Source organism: Dyella sp., assembly GCF_036568765.1.
Classification (GTDB): Bacteria; Pseudomonadota; Gammaproteobacteria; order Xanthomonadales; family Rhodanobacteraceae; genus GSA-30.
Window position 1 is genome coordinate 11,751 of the sequence record NZ_DATCRY010000003.1, and the last position, 16,496, is coordinate 28,246.

A 16,496-nucleotide genomic window follows, 5' to 3' on the forward strand; every position below is an offset into this window, starting at 1 on the left:
CGATGCATCGAGGAAGCCCATGGCTGTGTAACGCCGGTCAAATCGCACCGATCAAACCTCGGCTTCTTCCTTGTAAGCATCCACCGGGATGCACGCGCACATGATGTTCTTGTCGCCGTAGACATTGTCCACGCGCGCTACCGGCGACCAATACTTCTGCAGTTTCAGGCTGGGCAGCGGGAACGCCGCCAGCTCGCGCGGATAGGCATGTGTCCACTCGCTGGCGGTCACCATCGTCGCGGTGTGCGGCGCGTTGCGCAGCGGGTTGTCCTCGCGGTCCAGGCTGCCGTTCTCGATCGCACGAATTTCGTCGCGAATCTGGATCATCGCGTCGATGAAGCGATCGAGCTCATGCAGCGACTCGCTTTCGGTCGGTTCCACCATCAGCGTGCCGGCCACCGGGAAGCTCAACGTCGGAGCGTGGAAGCCGAAATCGATCAGGCGCTTGGCCACGTCCTCGGCGCTGATGCCGGTGCTGTCCTTGATCGGACGGAGGTCGAGAATGCATTCGTGCGCGACCAAGCCGTTACGACCCGTGTACAGCGTTTCGAAGTGCTGCTCCAGGCGCTTGGCGATGTAGTTGGCGTTGAGCAGGGCGACCTGGGTAGCCTTGCGCAGGCCTTCGGTGCCCATCAGCGTGATGTACATCCAGCTGATCGGCAGGATGCTGGCACTGCCGAAGCTGGCAGCGCTGACCATGCCGACATCGCCTTCGCCGCCGAGCGCACGCGGCAGGAACGGCGCCAGATGCGACTTCACCGCGCAGGGGCCGACACCCGGGCCGCCACCGCCGTGCGGAATGCAGAAGGTCTTGTGCAGGTTCAGATGCGAGACGTCCGAACCCCACTTGCCCGGCTTGGCCAGGCCGACCAGCGCATTCATGTTGGCGCCGTCGGTATAAACCTGGCCGCCGTGCTGGTGGACGATGTCGCAGATGGCGACGACGTCTTCCTCGAACACGCCGTGCGTGGAGGGGTAGGTGATCATCAGCGCGGCGAGACGATCGGAATACTTCTCGGCCTTGGCGCGGATATCGTCGAGATCGACGTTGCCGTTGCTGTCGCACTTGGTCACCACCACGGTCATGCCGCACATTTGCGCGGAAGCCGGGTTGGTGCCGTGGGCGGATTCGGGAATCAGGCAGATATCGCGGTGGCCTTCGCCGCGCGAGCGGTGATAAGCGCGGATCGCCAGCAGGCCGGCGTACTCGCCCTGCGCACCGGAATTCGGCTGCAGGCTCACGGCGTCGTAGCCGGTGCACTCGACCAGCATGGCTTCCAGTTCGTCGACCAGTTGCTTGTAGCCCTGCGCCTGATCGGCCGGTGCCAACGGATGGATGTTGGCGAATTCCGGCCAGGTGACCGGGATCATCTCAGCGGTAGCATTGAGCTTCATGGTGCACGAGCCCAGCGGGATCATCGTGCGATCGAGCGCCAGATCCTTGTCGGCGAGCGAACGCAGGTAGCGCAGCAGTTCGTGTTCGCTGTGATGCGTGTTGAACACAGGATGCTCGAGGAAGCCGCCCTGGCGACGCAATGCCGCGGGCACCGCATCGGGCGTGGCCGCGTCCAGCGCGTCGATGTCGAGCGTGGCGTCGAACAGTCCAGCAAGAGCAATAAGGTCGGCGCGGGTTGCCGTCTCGTCCAGGCTGATGCCGACGCTGCGCGCATCGATCGCGCGCAGGTTGATACCGGCGGCCTTGGCCTTGGCATGGGTGGCCGCGGCATCGATGTCGACGATGTGCAAGGTGTCGAAGAAGTCCGGGCCTACCGTGATGCCCTTGGCGCGCAGCGCCGCGGCAAGGATGGCTGTCATGCGGTGCACGCGCGTGGCGATGCGGCGCAAGCCGTCCGGCCCATGGTACACGGCGTACGTGCTGGCCATGACCGCCAGCAGCACCTGCGCGGTGCAGATGTTCGATGTCGCTTTCTCGCGGCGGATATGCTGTTCGCGCGTCTGCAAGGTGAGACGGTACGCCGGCTTGCCTTCGGCATCGACCGAGACGCCGATCAGGCGGCCAGGCATCGAGCGCTTGTAGGCATCGCGGCAGGCCAGGTAGGCGGCGTGCGGCCCACCGAAGCCGAACGGTACGCCAAAGCGCTGGCTGTTGCCGACCACGATATCGGCGCCCCAACTGCCGGGCGAGGCGATCAGGGTCAAGGCCAGCAGATCGGTCGCTACGGCGACCAGGCCGCCCCGCGCATGTACGGCATCGGTCAGCGCTTTGTAGTCGCCGATCTGGCCGAAGGTGTTGGGGTACTGCAGCAGCGCACCGAAGCTGTCGATGTTCAGCGCTTCGCTGTCGTCGCCGACATGGATCTCGATACCGATGCCATCGGCGCGCGTGTGCAGCACTTCCAGGGTCTGCGGATGCACATCCTTGGACACGAAGAACACATTCGACTTGGACTTGGCCGAACGCTTGGCCAGGGTCATCGCCTCGGCGGCGGCCGTGGCTTCATCCAGCAGCGAGGCGTTGGAAATATCCATGCCCGTGAGGTCGGCGACCATCGTCTGGAAGTTGATCAGCGCTTCCATGCGGCCCTGCGAGATCTCCGCCTGGTACGGCGTATAGGCCGTGTACCACGCCGGGTTCTCCAGGATGTTGCGCAGGATGACGTTCGGCGTGAGCGTGCCGTAGTAGCCCTGGCCGATGAAGCTGCGGAAGACCTGGTTTTTGTCGGCGATCTTGCGGATCTTCGCCAGCGCCTGCTCCTCGGTGACCGATTGAGGCAGGACCAGCGGAGCCGGCGACTTGATCTTGCCCGGCACGATGGCATCGGTCATGGCCTCGAGCGAGTCATAGCCGACAGTGCGCAGCATCTGCGCGATCTCGACATCGTTGGGGCCGATATGGCGTTCGATGAACGCACCGTGGTGCTCGAGCTCGCGCAGGGAGGGAGAGGAGTTCTGGCTCATGGATTTGAAGGGCATCCGAAGACAGCGCACGTGCCGTGCGCGGGGCGCCCCTCTGTCCTTTTGCCTGAGAGTTTGGAAGCTCGCGCTTCGTGCCCCTTCGGCGCCGGATCGAACCGGTCTCTCCAGAGTATTCGCGCGCGGTGGTATGGGAGCCTGAGCGATTACGGGCGTTGCGCCTTCGGCAGCGGGTTACCCCCGCTTCTCCCACCGCGAGCTTGCGAAAGGCGGATTATAAAGCGGTTGGGGCGGATTTGCAGGTCATCCGGAGGCCATAGCCGGGACCTCTTATGGCTTACGCCACTCCCTGAGGCTCCGGGCGGTTGCTAGGCTGCGGGTCCGTCTCCCGGCAACCCGAATATGAACAAACCTCCGTTCAGCATCGAGCACATCGATCACCTTGTTCTGCGCGTGCGCCACGTCGCCCGAATGCAGGCGTTCTATTGCCAGGTGCTCGGTTGCACCGAGGAGCGTCGGCAGGACGAAATCGGCTTGGTCCAGTTGCGTGCGGGTCAGTCGTTGATCGACCTTGTCGATGTCGACAGCAAGCTCGGGCGGCTCGGTGGCGCAGGGCCGGAGGCAGAAAAGCACAACATGGACCATCTGTGCCTGAGCGTGGATGGCTATGACGAAGCGGCGATCGTTGCTCACCTGAAGGCACACGGCGCGAAGCTGGGCGACATCGGTTCGCGTTATGGCGCCAAGGGCGAGGGCCCGTCGATTTATCTGTTCGACCCGGAGGGAAATATGGTCGAACTGAAAGGGCCGCCGTCGGCATGAATCTCCAAAAACGAAGAAGCCCGCATCGCTGCGGGCTTCGTCTACAATTGGTGCCCAGGAGAGGACTCGAACCTCCACGGTTTTACCCGCTAGTACCTGAAACTAGTGCGTCTACCAATTCCGCCACCTGGGCAGGTGTCACATTGCCTTTCGGGCTGCGTGAGCCGCGTAGATTAGGTAGCAATTGTGGGCTTGTCAACTATTCTTTCATTCTTTTTTCATTGCACGTACGGCACCAGCGCCGGTTGTGCGTCATTCCAGGGCGGATAAGTGACCAAAAAAAATACGGAAAAAAAACCTTCCCGCGGCAAGAAGCCAGCACCGCGGACAGTCCGGGCAGCGCCGGGCAAGAAAATCGATACGGGGGTTGTCGACCCACACGCCGAGCGTGAGGCGCAGCGCTATGAGCGTCCCATTCCCAGTCGAGAGGCCATCCTGGCCCTGCTCGAGGAGCGCGGCGAACTATTGACCGAGGCGCGCATTGCCCAGGCGCTGTCGCTGGACGACGAGCAATCGTTGTACGCATTACGCAAGCGCCTTAACGCGATGGTGCGCGACGGTCAGCTGTTGCTGGGGCGTCGCGGCGGCTATGCGCCGGCACGCAAGCTGGACTTGATACCGGGTGTCATACTGGCCAACGCCGAAGGCTACGGCTTCCTGCGGCCGGATGAAGGTGGCGACGATCTGTATCTGTCGCCGCAGCAGATGCGTGCGGTGCTGCACGGCGACCGCGTGCTGGCCAGTGTGGTTGGCATGGACCGTCGCGGACGCAAGCAGGGTGCGATCGTCGAAGTGCTGCAGCGGCGTTCGTCGCGACTGGTCGGCAGGGTGGTGATCGAGAACGGCGTGACTCTGGTCGCCCCGGACGATCGCCGTGTGCATCAGGACATCATCGTGCCACCCGGCAAGGAGCAGGGCGCGCGCAGCGGGCAGATCGTGGTAGTCGAGATCACTGACCCGCCGACCGCGTATCGTGGTCCGCTGGGTGCCATCCAGTCCGTGCTCGGCGAGCGCCTGCAACCTTCGCTGTTGGTGGAAATGGCTATCGCCAGCCATGACCTGCCCCATGAATGGCCACCCGAGACGCTGCGCGAAGCTGCCGACGTCGAGCCGCAAGTGACTGCGGCCGAGCACGAGGGGCGGGCGGATCTGCGCAGCTTGCCGCTGGTGACTATCGACGGTGCCGACGCCAAGGACTTCGACGATGCGGTTTATGCGGAGCCCAAACGTGGCGGCGGGTTTCGTCTTGTTGTTGCGATCGCCGATGTATCGCATTACGTACCTGTCGGCAGCGCGCTGGACAAAGAAGCCTACGAGCGCAGCACATCGACGTATTTCCCTGGTTTTGTGGTACCGATGCTGCCGGAAACCCTGTCCAATGGCATCTGTTCGCTCAACCCCAAGGTCGAGCGCTTGTGCATGGTGTGCGACATGCAGGTCAACAAGGACGGTGAAGTCACGCGTTCTAAGTTTTACGACGCGGTCATGCGCTCGCACGCCCGCCTGACCTATGACAAGGTGTGGCAGGCGATCGGCCTGCGGGATGCCGACGCGCGTGACGAAGTGGCCGATGTGCTGCAGCAACTGGAAAACCTGCACGAGCTTTACAAGCTGATGGCCGCGCAGCGCAAGCGCCGCGGCGCGATCGACTTCGAAACGCCGGAGGTCAAGTTCCGCCTCGACCAGACTGGCGAAGTGATTGCGATGGGCGCGACCGAACGCAACGATGCGCACAAGCTGATCGAGGAATGCATGATTGCCGCCAACGTGCAGGCGGCGTTGTTCTTGTCCAAGAAGAAGATCCCCGCGCTGTTTCGTGCGCACGAGCCACCGCCGGCGGAAAAGTACGAGGACCTGCTGCAGTTCTTGCGCGAATTCAAGCTGCGCATGCCGCCCGTGGAACAAGTTACGCCCGGTGACTTCGCCGTAGTACTGGACAAAGTACGCGATCGGCCCGAGCGCGAGCTGATCCAGTCGGTGCTGTTGCGATCGCAAAGCATGGCCGCGTATCAACCGGACAATCGTGGCCACTTTGGCCTGGCGCTGGAAGCCTACGCGCACTTCACATCGCCGATCCGGCGTTATCCGGATCTGCTCGTGCATCGGGCGATCCGCTATGCGCTTGGCGGCGGTAAGCCGGCCCACTATGCGTATTCGCCCGGCACCATGGCCGCCATGGCAGTGCATTGTTCGCAGCGCGAGCGGCGCGCGGAAGAGGCCGAGCGCGACGTCGACGAGCGTTTCAAGTGCGCCTGGATGTCCAAGCACGTTGGCAGCGAATTCGATGGCACGGTTACCGGCGTCACATCGTTCGGGCTGTTCGTGGAGCTGGACGAATCGAAGGTATCCGGTCTGGTGCACATCAGCCAGCTATCGAACGATTACTATCATTTCGATCCGGTCCGTCATTTACTCAAGGGTGAGCGCGGCGGCACGCAGTACCGTCTGGGCGACCATGTGCGGGTGCAAGTACTGCGCGCCAGCCTGGAGGATCGCAAGATCGACTTCCGTCTGGTGCCGCCGCGAACGGCTTCGAACCTGCCGGCCTTGCCTGCCGCGCGTCGTTACGACTACGCCGCATCGGGCGAACGCTATTCTTTGCCCAAGGCACGCCCGGCGCTGCCGGTGCGCGATAATGGCGGTTCGGGCAAGTCGAAGAAGCCGGGCAAGGCCGTGCCCGCAACTCGCAATGCGGCGCCGGTCAAACCGAAGAAAACCAGCAAGCCCAAGGCCGCGCGTCGGCCGGGCAAACCGAAAGGCAAGCGATGAGCGAGAGTTGGATCGCCGGAATCAATCCGGTGGAAGGTGCATTGAATAACGACGCCGAGCGTGTGCGCGAACTGCTAGTGGAAAATGGCCAGCGCAACGCGCGGGTGCAGGCGCTGGTCGAGCGTGCCCGGGCGTTGAAGATTGCCGTGCATCATCGTCCGCGAGAACAGTTGGACAAGCTGGCCGGCGAAGCGCGTCACCAGGGTGTGCTGGCGCGCTACGAGCCACCGCCGATGGCTGGCGAAGCCGATTTGCCGGCGTTGCTGGAGCAGGCCGGCGAGCGCACTTTGGTATTGGTTCTGGATGGCGTTACGGACCCGCACAACCTGGGCGCCTGCTTGCGTAGCGCCGCGGCTGCGCAGGCGACGGCCGTGATCGTGCCGAAGGACCGCGCCGTCGGATTGACGCCGGTGGTGCGCCGCGCCTCGGCCGGTGGCGCCGATCGCGTGCCGCTGATCGCGGTCACCAACCTGGCCCGCACCCTGCGCGTTCTCAAAGATGCGGGGGTATGGATCACCGGTCTGGATGGCGATACGGAAACGTCCATCTACGATGTCGACCTCAAGGGACCGGTCGCGCTGGTGATGGGTAGCGAAGGTGAGGGCATGCGCCGATTGACTCGCGAGACCTGTGACTTCGTGGCCAAGATCCCAATGCCCGGTGGCATGGAAAGTCTCAACGTATCGGTGGCTACCGGTATCGTGCTATTCGAGGCCTTGCGTCAACGTGGAGCACTTCGATGAGTCCATTCATGTGGCACGACTGGGCGGGTTATGCCGGTGTCCTTCTGGTATTGCTGGCGTTCCTGCTCTTGCAAGCGCACAAACTGCGCGGCACCGGCCTGGCCTACCAGTTGATGAACGGGGTCGGCGCGAGCGGTGTGCTGCTGTCGCTGATCTTCGGCAGCTTCAACACCTCGGCCTTTCTGATGGAACTGGCCTGGCTGATCATCAGCGTCTACGGCATCCTGCGCGGAGCCAAGGTGCGGCGTGAAGCCAAGGCTGCAGGGCACAGCACGCAGCTCTGGTGATCGATGTGCCGACTGGGGCGACAGCATGCCGCAGCCGCCTCTCGGACTATCCGGCTAAGATGGTTTGCGGATGGCGCAGCGCCACCCTCCACGGGGACGACCCCGTCGGATGATTCGCTTTGCGGGGACGGCCCTGCCTCATCAGGAGGTCCGGCCATGCCGTGGATCGTACTTGTCGTTGCCGCATTGTTCGAAGTGACGTGGGCCATCGGCCTCAAATATTCGGAAGGATTTACCCGGCCCTGGCCGACCGTGGGTACGGTGGGTGCGATGATCGTCAGCGTCGTATTGCTTGCGATCGCGGCGCGCAGTTTGCCGATCGGTACGGCATACGCGGTCTGGACCGGTATCGGCGCTATGGGCGCAGTGATTGCCGGCATGGTGTTGTTCAAGGATCCGGCGACGCCGGCGCGATTGATCTGCGCGGCGATGGTGCTGGCGGGCGTCATCGGGTTGAAGTTGACGGGGCCGGCGAGCTGAGTAGGGCTTGCCTCGGCTCCGTGAGTGAGCCCGGGTGGCCATTTTTTGTCATGCGTCTTGAAACGAAGAGGCCTTCGCTCTATATTATGAGCAAGTGCTTACTCATTTAATCCCATGGCCCGCCCCCTAAGCGAAGAAAAGCGCGAAGCCTTACTCACCGCAGCCGCCGAACTGGTCGCTTCGATGGGCACGGCTGCGCCGACCGTGAAGATCGCCAAGGCGGCGGGCGTCTCCGAGGGCACGCTGTTCACGTACTTCGCCAGTAAGGACGAATTGCTTAACCAGCTGTTCCTGGCGGTCGAAGAAGACTTGGCCAGGGCGCTGGCCGATGGTTATCCGAACCAGGCCGATGCGCGTGAACGAAGCTGGCACTTGTGGAGTCGCTTTATCGACTGGGGCGCGGCGCATCCGTATGAACTGCGTGCGATGCGGCAGCTCAAAGCGTCCGAACGCATCAGCGAAGCAAGTCGCAAACAGGGCGAAGCGCTATTCCGCCCGATCAAGAAACTGCAGGACCAGGATCTGGCAGAGCACGTCAGAGGAGCCCAAGGGCAGGGCATCACCTATGCCTATGCCGTGCTTAACGCGCTAGCCGATACCACCCTGGATTTCATTGCCGCGTATCCGAAAAAGCATGAGCAATACAAGCGCTCCGGCTTCGAAGTGTTCTGGAACGGGATTGCGAGAACGCCGTAACAGGTCGGTTTTTTTTTGTTCAATTAAATGAGTAAGCACATGCTCATTAACTACGAGAGGAATACTATCGTGTCTAAGATTTGGTTGATTACTGGCAGTGCCCGCGGCCTCGGCCGCGATATCGTCGAAGCCGCGCTGGCGGCCGGCGACGAGGTATTGGCTACGGCGCGCGACCCCGGTCGACTCGACGATCTCAAGCCGATATATGGCGATCGGCTTCGCACGTTCGCCCTGGATGTCACCGACATGCGCGCGGCTGAAGCCGCGGTGGAAGCTGCCGTGGCTGCGTTTGGCCGGTTGGATGTCCTGGTGAACAATGCGGGCTTCGGCTACATGGCGCCCTTCGAGCAGGCCAGCGAAGCCGAATTCCGCGCGCAGATCGACACCAATTTCTACGGGGTAGTAAACCTGACTCGTGCTGCCTTGCCGGTGATGCGCAAGCAGCGTGCAGGTCACATCATCAACGTCTCATCGGTCGGCGGTCGTGTGAGCACGCCCGGCATGAGCGCCTACCAGGCAGCGAAGTGGGCGGTGGGCGGGTTTACCGAGGTGGTCGCCAAGGAAGCGGCGCCGTTCGGTGTGAAGCTGATCGCGCTGGAGCCCGGCGGCATGCGCACGGACTGGGGCCATACCGCACGCGGCCATGCCCCCGCACTGTTGCCGGACTACGAGCCTAGTGTCGGCGCGATCCAGCGGCTGCTCCAGCAATACGTCGGCAACGAAGCGGGCGATCCGGCCAAGGTAGCTAAAGTGATCGTCGATCTCAGCCGCCGCGAAAGCTTGCCCGCGCATTTGTTGCTCGGCAGCGACGCACAATACGTGTTCGGCTTGGCGGAAGCGGAACGCCGCCAAGACGCGGAAGCTTGGGCGGAAGTGACAACGTCGACAGATTTCGACGAGGTCGACTTGTCGGTGCTGGGCAAGCTTCGATCGGAGTGACGGATTAAAACCCGGCAGAGGCGAGCCACCTTCGGCGTGGCTCGTCTCTCGTCCGCAAGGTAAGTGCTATTCGCGATCCCCGAGCTTGGTCATTTCCGGATTCGAGGTGAAATCCTTCTTGCTGCGCTGCGCGGTCAGCGGTTCGCCATGCACCTGGAACCAGACGTTTTCGGCGATGTTGGTGGCGTGGTCGCCGATGCGCTCGATGTTCTTGGCCATGAACAGCAGGTGCGTGCACGGCGTGATATTGCGCGGGTCTTCCATCATGTAGGTGAGCAACTGGCGGAAGTAGCCGGTATAGGCTTCGTCCAGCATCGCGTCGTCCTTCCACACCTGGTAGGCGCGCTCGGCATCGCGGTCGCGATAGGCCAGCAGCACTTCGCGCACCTCGGTGGCCGCCAGTTCGGCCAGGTAGGCCAGGCCGGTGGTCGGGGCGATCGGCGCAACCAGCGAGAGGGGGATCGAACGTTTGGCGACGTTGGCAGCGTAATCGCCGATGCGCTCGATATCCGCGGCAATGCGCAGGGCGGCGAAGACATTGCGCAGGTCGCTGGCGATCGGCGCACGCAGCGCAAGCAGGCGGACGACGTCGTGGCTGATCTCCTGCTCGAGCAGGTCGATCGCATCGTCGTTGTTGACCACATGCTGGGCCGCGCGTTCGTCGCGTCGTTCGATCACATCGATCGCCGCTTCGAGCTGGCTGACCGCCAATTCGCCCATGCGCACGATTTCGCCGGTGAGGCGAATCAATTCGTCGTCATAGCTCTTGATGATGTGTTCTTTGCTGCTGCCGCTCATGGTGTGTTCTCGTAAGGGCTAGGGGCGATCAACCGAAACGGCCGGTAATGTAATCCTCGGTCTGCTTCTTGCTGGGCTTGGTGAAGATCTTCTCGGTACGATCGAATTCGATCAATTCGCCCAGGTACATGAAGGCAGTGAGGTCGGAGCAGCGCGCCGCCTGCTGCATGTTATGCGTCACGATGACGATCGTATATTCGTTCTTGAGCTCCTCGACCAGCTGCTCGATACGACCGGTGGCGATCGGATCGAGTGCCGAAGTCGGCTCGTCCAGCAGCAGCACTTCGGGCTTGAGCGCGATGCCGCGGGCGATGCACAGGCGCTGCTGCTGGCCACCGGAAAGGCCCAGTGCGTTCTGCTTGAGCTTGTCCTTCACTTCGTCCCACAGCGCCGCGCTGCGCAGCGCCTGCTCGACGCGGATATCCATGTCGGCACGCGAAAGTTTCTCGTGATGGCGGATGCCATAGGCGACATTCTCGAAGATCGTCATCGGGAACGGCACCGGCTTCTGGAACACCATGCCGACCTTGCTGCGCAGTCGATTCATCGAATAGCGCGGGTCGAGGATGTTCTCGTTATCCAGGATGATTTCGCCTTTGGCCTCGAGCTTGGGGTAGATCGCATAGATGCGATTGAAGATACGCAGCAGAGTCGACTTGCCACAGCCGGAGGGGCCGATGATCGCGGTGACTTTCTTCTCCGGAATTTCCATGTTGATGCCCTTGAGCGCATGGAAACCCTGGTAATAGAAATGCAGGTCCTTGACGGCGATCTTGGTCGGCGCCAGCGGGGTCGACGCTTGCGGTTGGATGCCGGCGGCGGCGGGCTCAGTCATGGGACACCTTGTTGCGGGAAAGGACCAAACGGGAAGCAAGGCTCAGCAGCAGCACGAACATGGTAACCACGAAGGCGCCAGCCCAGGCGATGGCATGCATCGTCTCGCCGGGATCGTTGGCGTATTGGTAGATCACCTGCGGCAGGCTGGACATCTTGTCCATCGGATTGAACGTCATGTAATTGTTGCCGAAGGCAGTGAACAGCAGCGGCGCGGTCTCGCCGCTGATGCGCGCGAGCGCCAGCAGCACGCCGGTGATGATGCCCGAACGCGCTGCGCGCATCAGGATGTTCACCGTCAGTTTCCATTGCGGTACGCCGAGCGAGAGCGCCGCTTCGCGCAGGGTGGATGGCACCAGGCGCAGCATTTCGTCGGTGGTGCGCACGATCACCGGCAGGGCGATCAGTGCCAGCGCCACGCCGCCGGCAAAGCCGGAGAATGTGGTGGAGCCGTGGGTAAGGGAGGTGGTCGGCAGTACCACGATGGTGTAGACGAACAAGCCCAGCACGATCGACGGGGCCGATAGCAGGATGTCGTTCAAGAAGCGGATCGACTCGCCCAGCTTGGTGCGGTTGGCGTATTCGGCCAGCCAGGAGCCCGCCAGTACGCCGATCGGCGTGGCAATGGCGATGCCGATGAAGTCGATGATCAGGCTGCCGACCATGGCATTGATCAGGCCGCCATCTTCGCCGTAGGCGGTGATCTTGGTGAACAGCTTCAGGTTCAGCGCACTGATGCCCTGGCGCAGGGTTTCCCACAGGATCCAGGCCAGGAAGACCAGGCCGATGAGCGTGGCGACCATGCTCAGCGTCAGTGCAACGACGTTCTTGATCCGGCGGCGTAGATAGAGCGATTGGTTGGTAGCCATCAGCGACCCTCCTTGTGCGCAAGCTGGCGCAGCATCAGGCGCGCGATCAGCAGCACGATGAAGGTCACCACGAACAGCAGGAAGGCCAGCGCCATCAGGCTCGATTTCTGCAGGCCGGCCGCTTCGCTGAACTGGTTGGCGATGGTCGAGGCGATCGACGCGCCCGGATCGAGCAGCGAGGGCGACAACTGCATGGCGTTGCCGAGCACGAAGGTCACCGCCATGGTTTCACCCAGAGCGCGACCCAGGCCGAGGAAGATGCCGCCGATGACCGCCGAGCGCGTATAGGGCAGCACGATATCCCAGGAAACCTCCCAGGTGCTCGAGCCCAGCGCATAAGCCGATTCTTTCAGGCGCGTCGGTACGGTCTGGAACACTTCGCGCATGACCGAGGAAATGAACGGGATGATCATGATCGCCAGCACGATACCTGCGGTAAGCACGCCCGCGCCGAATGGATAGTCGCTGCCGAACAGCTTGCCGATGAAGGTGTGCTCGGCGATCCAGCTCGGGTGACCGTCATCGGGTTTGCTGCCAAGGTAGTTGGCCAGCCAGGGCTTGATGTGATCGGCGAAGAACGGCGCGAAGATAAACAAGCCCCACATGCCGTAGATGATCGACGGGATGCCGGCCAGCAGTTCGATGGCCGAGGCAACCGGCGTGCGCAGCCACGGCGGCGCGACTTCCGACAGGTACAGAGCAATACCGAAGCTGACCGGCACGGCGATCAACAGGGCGATGAACGAGGTAGCGATGGTGCCGTAGACCGGTACGAGCGCACCGTACTGGTCATTGCCCGGATCCCATGCATCGCTGACCAGGAAGTGCCAGCCGAAGGTGCTGAAAGCATGACGGCCGCCCCAGAGCGTCGCGCCGGCGGCGCCGAGCAGAGAGGCCAGGACGATCAGGGCACACGCCTTGAGCAGCCAGCCGAACAGTCGATCGTTGCGGGCGTCGCGCAACGCGCGCTCGGTGGGTGGAGCAATCACGGGAGCGACTGCGCTCGGTTCCGCTTGCATGAGATAGCCGTCCCTCAATGCTTGGAAGCTTCAGAGTCCGGTCGGCAAGGGGTCTGCCGAGCGGGTGTACCGGCACGCACTTGTGCCTCATGTAAGCAACAGGCCGCCCGATCCTTGAGGGAAGGGCGGCCATCTTGCTTACCGCCGGACATCGTGCCCGGCAGTGGTGTATTACTTCTTGAAATCCGAAGCCCAGTAGGCTTCGATCTTCTGCACCAGGGTTGCCGGCAGCGCGACGTAGTCGAGCGAAGCGGCTTCCTGCTGGCCATTTTCCAGCGACCACTTGAAGAAGTCGAACGCCACCTTGGCGTGCTCGGCATTCTTCGCGGTCTTGTACATCACCACCCAGGTCGTCGCCGTGATCGGCCACGCCTTGGCGCCCGGAGCGTTGGTCATGATGACGTTGAAGTCCTTGGCCGAGGCCCAGTCAGCCGTCGCAGCAGCCGCGGCAAAGGCATCGGCGTTCGGAGCAACGAACTGGCCCGCAGCATTCTTCAGGTTCACCCAGGTGATTTTGTTCTTCACCGCATAGGCGTACTCGACGTAGCCGATCGAACCCTTGATCTGTTTGACGTACTGCGACACGCCTTCGTTGCCCTTGCCGCCCACGCCGGTCGGCCAATCCACGGCGGTGCCGAACTTGACCTTGCTGGCCCACTCGGTGCTGACCTTGGACAGGTAGTTGGTGAAGTTGAACGAGGTGCCCGAGCCGTCCGAGCGATGCACGACGGTGATCTTACCGCCCGGAATCTTCACGCCGGCATTCAGCGCGGCGATCTTCGGATCGTTCCAGTTGTTGATCTTGCCGAGGAAGATATCGGCCAGGGTTTCGCCGTCCAGCTTGATCTGACCGGCGTCTACACCGGCGATGTTGACGACCGGCACGATGCCGCCGACCACGACGGGGAACTGGCCCAGCTTGAACTGTGCGAGGTCTTCGGCCTTCAGCGGCGCGTCGGTCGCACCGAAGTCGATCGTGCCTTCCTTGATCTGCGCCACGCCGGCGCCCGAGCCGACCGACTGGTAATTGAGCTTGTTACCGGTCTTCTCGGCGTAAGTGGCGGACCACTTCGACAGCACGGGGTAGACGAAGCTCGAGCCGGCGCCGGTGATATCGGTCGCCTGAGCCGTCATGCCGAACATCGAGGCAGCGGCGATCGCAGCGGCAACGCCGATGCGGGTCATGGATGAGGTAGTGATCAACACGGTCGCTCCTGGGATTAGAGGGCCACGGGGGATTCCCGCCCGCCCTCTATTTCATGCGGGCTGTGTTGCAATGAAATGTGTTGAATGTTTCATCTTTATGACAACCGGCCTTTTGTTGTCATTTTTCCGCTGGCGGGAGCGATCCGGGCGAAGCCCCGCAAGCCTGAAGAAAGTCACTGAAAGCAAGTTCTTGCGATAACTTTCTGAAGTGCTTCAGAGCACTCCCAGGCCGATGTGCTCGCGCTCGAACTGCTCGAGCCGACGCCAGCGGTTGACGATCGTGCAGAACAGCTCGGCGGTCCGCTCGGCATCGTAGATGGCCGAATGCGCCTCGCGGGTATCGAACATATGTCCGGCTGCCTGCACGGCCTTGCTCAGGACCGTCTGGCCGTAGGCCAGCCCGCTCAGCGTGACCGTGTCGAAGGTGCTGAAGGGATGGAAGGGGTTGCGCTTATGCCCGGTACGACGGACAGCGGCGTTCAGGAACCCGAGGTCGAACGAGGCATTGTGGCCTACCAGAATGGCGCGCTGGCAGTCATTTTCGCGCATCGATTCGCGCACGCTTTTAAATATGTGATCGAGAGCGGTCCTTTCGTTGAGCGCCCCGCGCAGCGGATTGTCCGGATCGATGCCGGTGATCTCCAGCGAGCGCGGATCGATGTTGGCGCCCGGGAACGGTTCGACATGAGCGAATACCGCCGGATGCGGCCGTAACAGGCCGTCCTGATCCATGCTCAAGGTAACCGCGGCAATCTCCAGCAAAGCATCGCGCTCGGCGTCGAAGCCGCCCGTTTCCACGTCCACGATGACCGGTAAGAAGCCCCGAAAGCGCTCGGCCATGCGGCCGGAAAGATTGTTGCTGACATTCTCCATCCGCCAAGCATATCAGCCGAGCGACGCTTACCGATGTCTTTTTCCTGTAACAGGAAGTGCATCGAACGGTAACTGGCTAACTTCATCCTAACACCTGTTCGAAAACTGGGTCGCCGCATAGGGGACGGTCCAGTGCACCTACTTCTATAAATAAACTGGAGACCTTCCATGCGTTCCAAGTTGCTCGCGGTGGCGATCGCTGCCGGTTTGGGCGTTGCCAGCTTCCACGTCGTCGCCGATCCGGCGCCGGCGAAAAAGACGACTAACAGCAGCACCAGCCAGAATTCCAGCGCCGCTGCCAAGAACGCTGAAATCGAAGCGCTGAAGGCCCAGCTCGAAGCGCTGCAGGCCAAAGTGGCCGAGCTGGAGCAGCGCACCGATGCGCAGTCCGACATCAATGTGTCGACCGGTCAGAACATCGAAGCAGTGCAGAAGCAGCAGGCTGCGACCGAAGCACAGGTGAAGAAGTCGTCCGACAAGCTTGCCTACAAGGGCGTGAACATCACCCTGGGTGGGTTCCTGGCGGCCGAAACGATCTATCGCTCGCATAACGAAGGCGCGGACATCGCGTCGAGCTACAGCGCCATTCCTTATAAGAACACCCCGGCAGGCCGTACCGCCGAAACGCGCTTCAGCGCCCGTCAGAGCCGCGTCTCGCTGCTCGCCCAGGGCGACGTGAGCCCCGACACGCATGTCGCCGGCTACATCGAAGCCGACTTCATCGGCGGCGCGCAGACGGCCAACTCGAACGAGAGCAATTCGTTCAACCCGCGCGAGCGTAACGTCTACATGACCGTGGACTGGGACAACCCGGGTCTGCACTTGCTGGCCGGCCAGAACTGGTCGCTGCTGACGCTCAACAGCAAGGGCATCACCCCGCGCAACGAGCTGACCCCGCCGCAGATCGATGCACAGTACATCCCGGGTTTCACCTGGGCGCGCCAGACGCAGATTCGCCTGGTCAAGGATTTCGACAAGACCTGGTGGCTGGGTATCTCGCTGGAAAACCCGCAGACCACGTTCGGCGTCAGCCCGAACCAGTCCAAGGCGCCGGTGCAGCCGGTTTACAACATGACGGCTGGCTCGGGCTTCGACTCGGCCAATACGCTGTCGCTTAACCATATCCCCGATGTGGTCATCAAGCTGGCCGCCGATCCGGGCTTCGGTCATTACGAAGTGTTCGCGCTGGGCCGTGCGTTCTACAACCGCTACAACACGCCGGGCCAGGGCAACAGCAACCATGACGTCTATGGCGGTGGCTATGGCGTGGGCGTGATCCTGCCGCTG

The 16,496-nt window shown here is 62.3% G+C and carries 14 protein-coding genes, 1 tRNA gene, 1 pseudogene and 2 riboswitches; of the genes and pseudogenes, 8 read left to right on the forward strand and 8 right to left on the reverse strand.

Annotated elements, in window-relative coordinates; genetic code table 11:
- Positions 1–51: 51 nt before the first annotated feature.
- A complete protein-coding gene (gene gcvP, locus VIM98_RS00245) occupies positions 52–2,919 on the reverse strand; it encodes an aminomethyl-transferring glycine dehydrogenase (RefSeq protein WP_414650174.1) in 2,868 nt (955 codons plus the stop codon).
- Between the two features lie 50 nt (positions 2,920–2,969).
- Positions 2,970–3,047: riboswitch (glycine riboswitch) on the reverse strand.
- Between the two features lie 3 nt (positions 3,048–3,050).
- A riboswitch (glycine riboswitch) is annotated at positions 3,051–3,136 on the reverse strand.
- A 140-nt stretch (positions 3,137–3,276) separates the two neighbouring features.
- Here gcvP and VIM98_RS00250 point away from each other — a divergent pair.
- Entirely contained in the window at positions 3,277–3,696 is a 420-nt protein-coding gene (locus tag VIM98_RS00250; protein ID WP_331991076.1) for a VOC family protein, read from the forward strand.
- 48 nt (positions 3,697–3,744) lie between these two features.
- Here VIM98_RS00250 and VIM98_RS00255 read toward each other — a convergent pair.
- Positions 3,745–3,829, reverse strand: a tRNA-Leu gene (locus VIM98_RS00255).
- 137 nt (positions 3,830–3,966) lie between these two features.
- On the opposite strand from VIM98_RS00255, the gene rnr reads away from it, so the two are divergent.
- From rnr to VIM98_RS00285, 6 genes are all read left to right on the forward strand, one after another.
- Positions 3,967–6,465 (forward strand): ribonuclease R, encoded by a 2,499-nt coding sequence (rnr, locus tag VIM98_RS00260; RefSeq protein ID WP_331991077.1) that lies wholly within the window; start codon positions 3,967–3,969, stop codon positions 6,463–6,465.
- Entirely contained in the window at positions 6,462–7,208 is a 747-nt protein-coding gene (rlmB, locus tag VIM98_RS00265; RefSeq protein ID WP_331991078.1) for a 23S rRNA (guanosine(2251)-2'-O)-methyltransferase RlmB, read from the forward strand. The genes rnr and rlmB overlap by 4 nt, the downstream gene beginning before the upstream one ends.
- A complete protein-coding gene (locus VIM98_RS00270; protein ID WP_331991079.1) occupies positions 7,205–7,495 on the forward strand; it encodes a CBU_0592 family membrane protein in 291 nt (96 codons plus the stop codon). The genes rlmB and VIM98_RS00270 overlap by 4 nt, the downstream gene beginning before the upstream one ends.
- A 156-nt stretch (positions 7,496–7,651) precedes the next feature.
- Positions 7,652–7,975 (forward strand): quaternary ammonium compound efflux SMR transporter SugE, encoded by a 324-nt coding sequence (gene sugE / locus VIM98_RS00275; protein WP_331991080.1) that lies wholly within the window; start codon positions 7,652–7,654, stop codon positions 7,973–7,975.
- A 114-nt stretch (positions 7,976–8,089) separates the two neighbouring features.
- Positions 8,090–8,671, forward strand: coding sequence for a TetR/AcrR family transcriptional regulator (locus VIM98_RS00280; protein WP_331991081.1), 582 nt, complete (start codon positions 8,090–8,092; stop codon positions 8,669–8,671).
- A 69-nt stretch (positions 8,672–8,740) separates the two neighbouring features.
- Entirely contained in the window at positions 8,741–9,610 is an 870-nt protein-coding gene (locus VIM98_RS00285) for an SDR family NAD(P)-dependent oxidoreductase (protein WP_331991082.1), read from the forward strand.
- A gap of 66 nt (positions 9,611–9,676) precedes the next feature.
- On the opposite strand, the gene phoU is transcribed toward VIM98_RS00285, so the two are convergent.
- From phoU to rnt, 6 genes are all read right to left on the reverse strand, one after another.
- A complete protein-coding gene (gene phoU / locus VIM98_RS00290; RefSeq protein ID WP_331991083.1) occupies positions 9,677–10,408 on the reverse strand; it encodes a phosphate signaling complex protein PhoU in 732 nt (243 codons plus the stop codon).
- Between the two features lie 28 nt (positions 10,409–10,436).
- Positions 10,437–11,243 carry a phosphate ABC transporter ATP-binding protein PstB gene (gene pstB, locus VIM98_RS00295; protein ID WP_331991084.1) on the reverse strand — a complete coding sequence of 269 codons (807 nt, stop codon included), beginning with the start codon at positions 11,241–11,243 and terminating at the stop codon, positions 10,437–10,439.
- Complete coding sequence (pstA, locus tag VIM98_RS00300) at positions 11,236–12,111, reverse strand: phosphate ABC transporter permease PstA (protein WP_331991085.1); 876 nt, start codon at positions 12,109–12,111, stop codon at positions 11,236–11,238. Before pstA ends, pstB begins: the two co-directional genes overlap by 8 nt.
- Complete coding sequence (gene pstC, locus VIM98_RS00305; RefSeq protein ID WP_331991086.1) at positions 12,111–13,130, reverse strand: phosphate ABC transporter permease subunit PstC; 1,020 nt, start codon at positions 13,128–13,130, stop codon at positions 12,111–12,113. Before pstC ends, pstA begins: the two co-directional genes overlap by 1 nt.
- Positions 13,131–13,301: 171 nt before the next feature.
- Complete coding sequence (gene pstS, locus VIM98_RS00310) at positions 13,302–14,315, reverse strand: phosphate ABC transporter substrate-binding protein PstS (RefSeq protein ID WP_331991088.1); 1,014 nt, start codon at positions 14,313–14,315, stop codon at positions 13,302–13,304.
- Between the two features lie 234 nt (positions 14,316–14,549).
- Positions 14,550–15,209, reverse strand: a complete 660-nt coding sequence (gene rnt / locus VIM98_RS00315; RefSeq protein WP_331991087.1) for a ribonuclease T — start codon at positions 15,207–15,209, stop codon at positions 14,550–14,552.
- Between the two features lie 168 nt (positions 15,210–15,377).
- On the opposite strand from rnt, the pseudogene VIM98_RS00320 reads away from it, so the two are divergent.
- Positions 15,378–16,496: pseudogene (locus VIM98_RS00320) on the forward strand (hypothetical protein); the annotation flags it as partial.

What these genes read in the sequence shown, in the direction of transcription:
- gcvP (WP_414650174.1), bottom strand. Translation starts at nt 2,919, where the DNA reads ATGAGCCAGAACTCCTCTCCCTCCCTGCGCGAGCTCGAGCACCACGGT.
- VIM98_RS00250 (WP_331991076.1), top strand. Translation starts at nt 3,277, where the DNA reads ATGAACAAACCTCCGTTCAGCATCGAGCACATCGATCACCTTGTTCTG.
- rlmB (WP_331991078.1), top strand. Translation starts at nt 6,462, where the DNA reads ATGAGCGAGAGTTGGATCGCCGGAATCAATCCGGTGGAAGGTGCATTG.
- VIM98_RS00270 (WP_331991079.1), top strand. Translation starts at nt 7,205, where the DNA reads ATGAGTCCATTCATGTGGCACGACTGGGCGGGTTATGCCGGTGTCCTT.
- sugE (WP_331991080.1), top strand. Translation starts at nt 7,652, where the DNA reads ATGCCGTGGATCGTACTTGTCGTTGCCGCATTGTTCGAAGTGACGTGG.
- VIM98_RS00280 (WP_331991081.1), top strand. Translation starts at nt 8,090, where the DNA reads ATGGCCCGCCCCCTAAGCGAAGAAAAGCGCGAAGCCTTACTCACCGCA.
- phoU (WP_331991083.1), bottom strand. Translation starts at nt 10,408, where the DNA reads ATGAGCGGCAGCAGCAAAGAACACATCATCAAGAGCTATGACGACGAA.
- pstB (WP_331991084.1), bottom strand. Translation starts at nt 11,243, where the DNA reads ATGACTGAGCCCGCCGCCGCCGGCATCCAACCGCAAGCGTCGACCCCG.
- pstA (WP_331991085.1), bottom strand. Translation starts at nt 12,111, where the DNA reads ATGGCTACCAACCAATCGCTCTATCTACGCCGCCGGATCAAGAACGTC.
- pstC (WP_331991086.1), bottom strand. Translation starts at nt 13,130, where the DNA reads ATGCAAGCGGAACCGAGCGCAGTCGCTCCCGTGATTGCTCCACCCACC.
- pstS (WP_331991088.1), bottom strand. Translation starts at nt 14,315, where the DNA reads ATGACCCGCATCGGCGTTGCCGCTGCGATCGCCGCTGCCTCGATGTTC.
- rnt (WP_331991087.1), bottom strand. Translation starts at nt 15,209, where the DNA reads ATGGAGAATGTCAGCAACAATCTTTCCGGCCGCATGGCCGAGCGCTTT.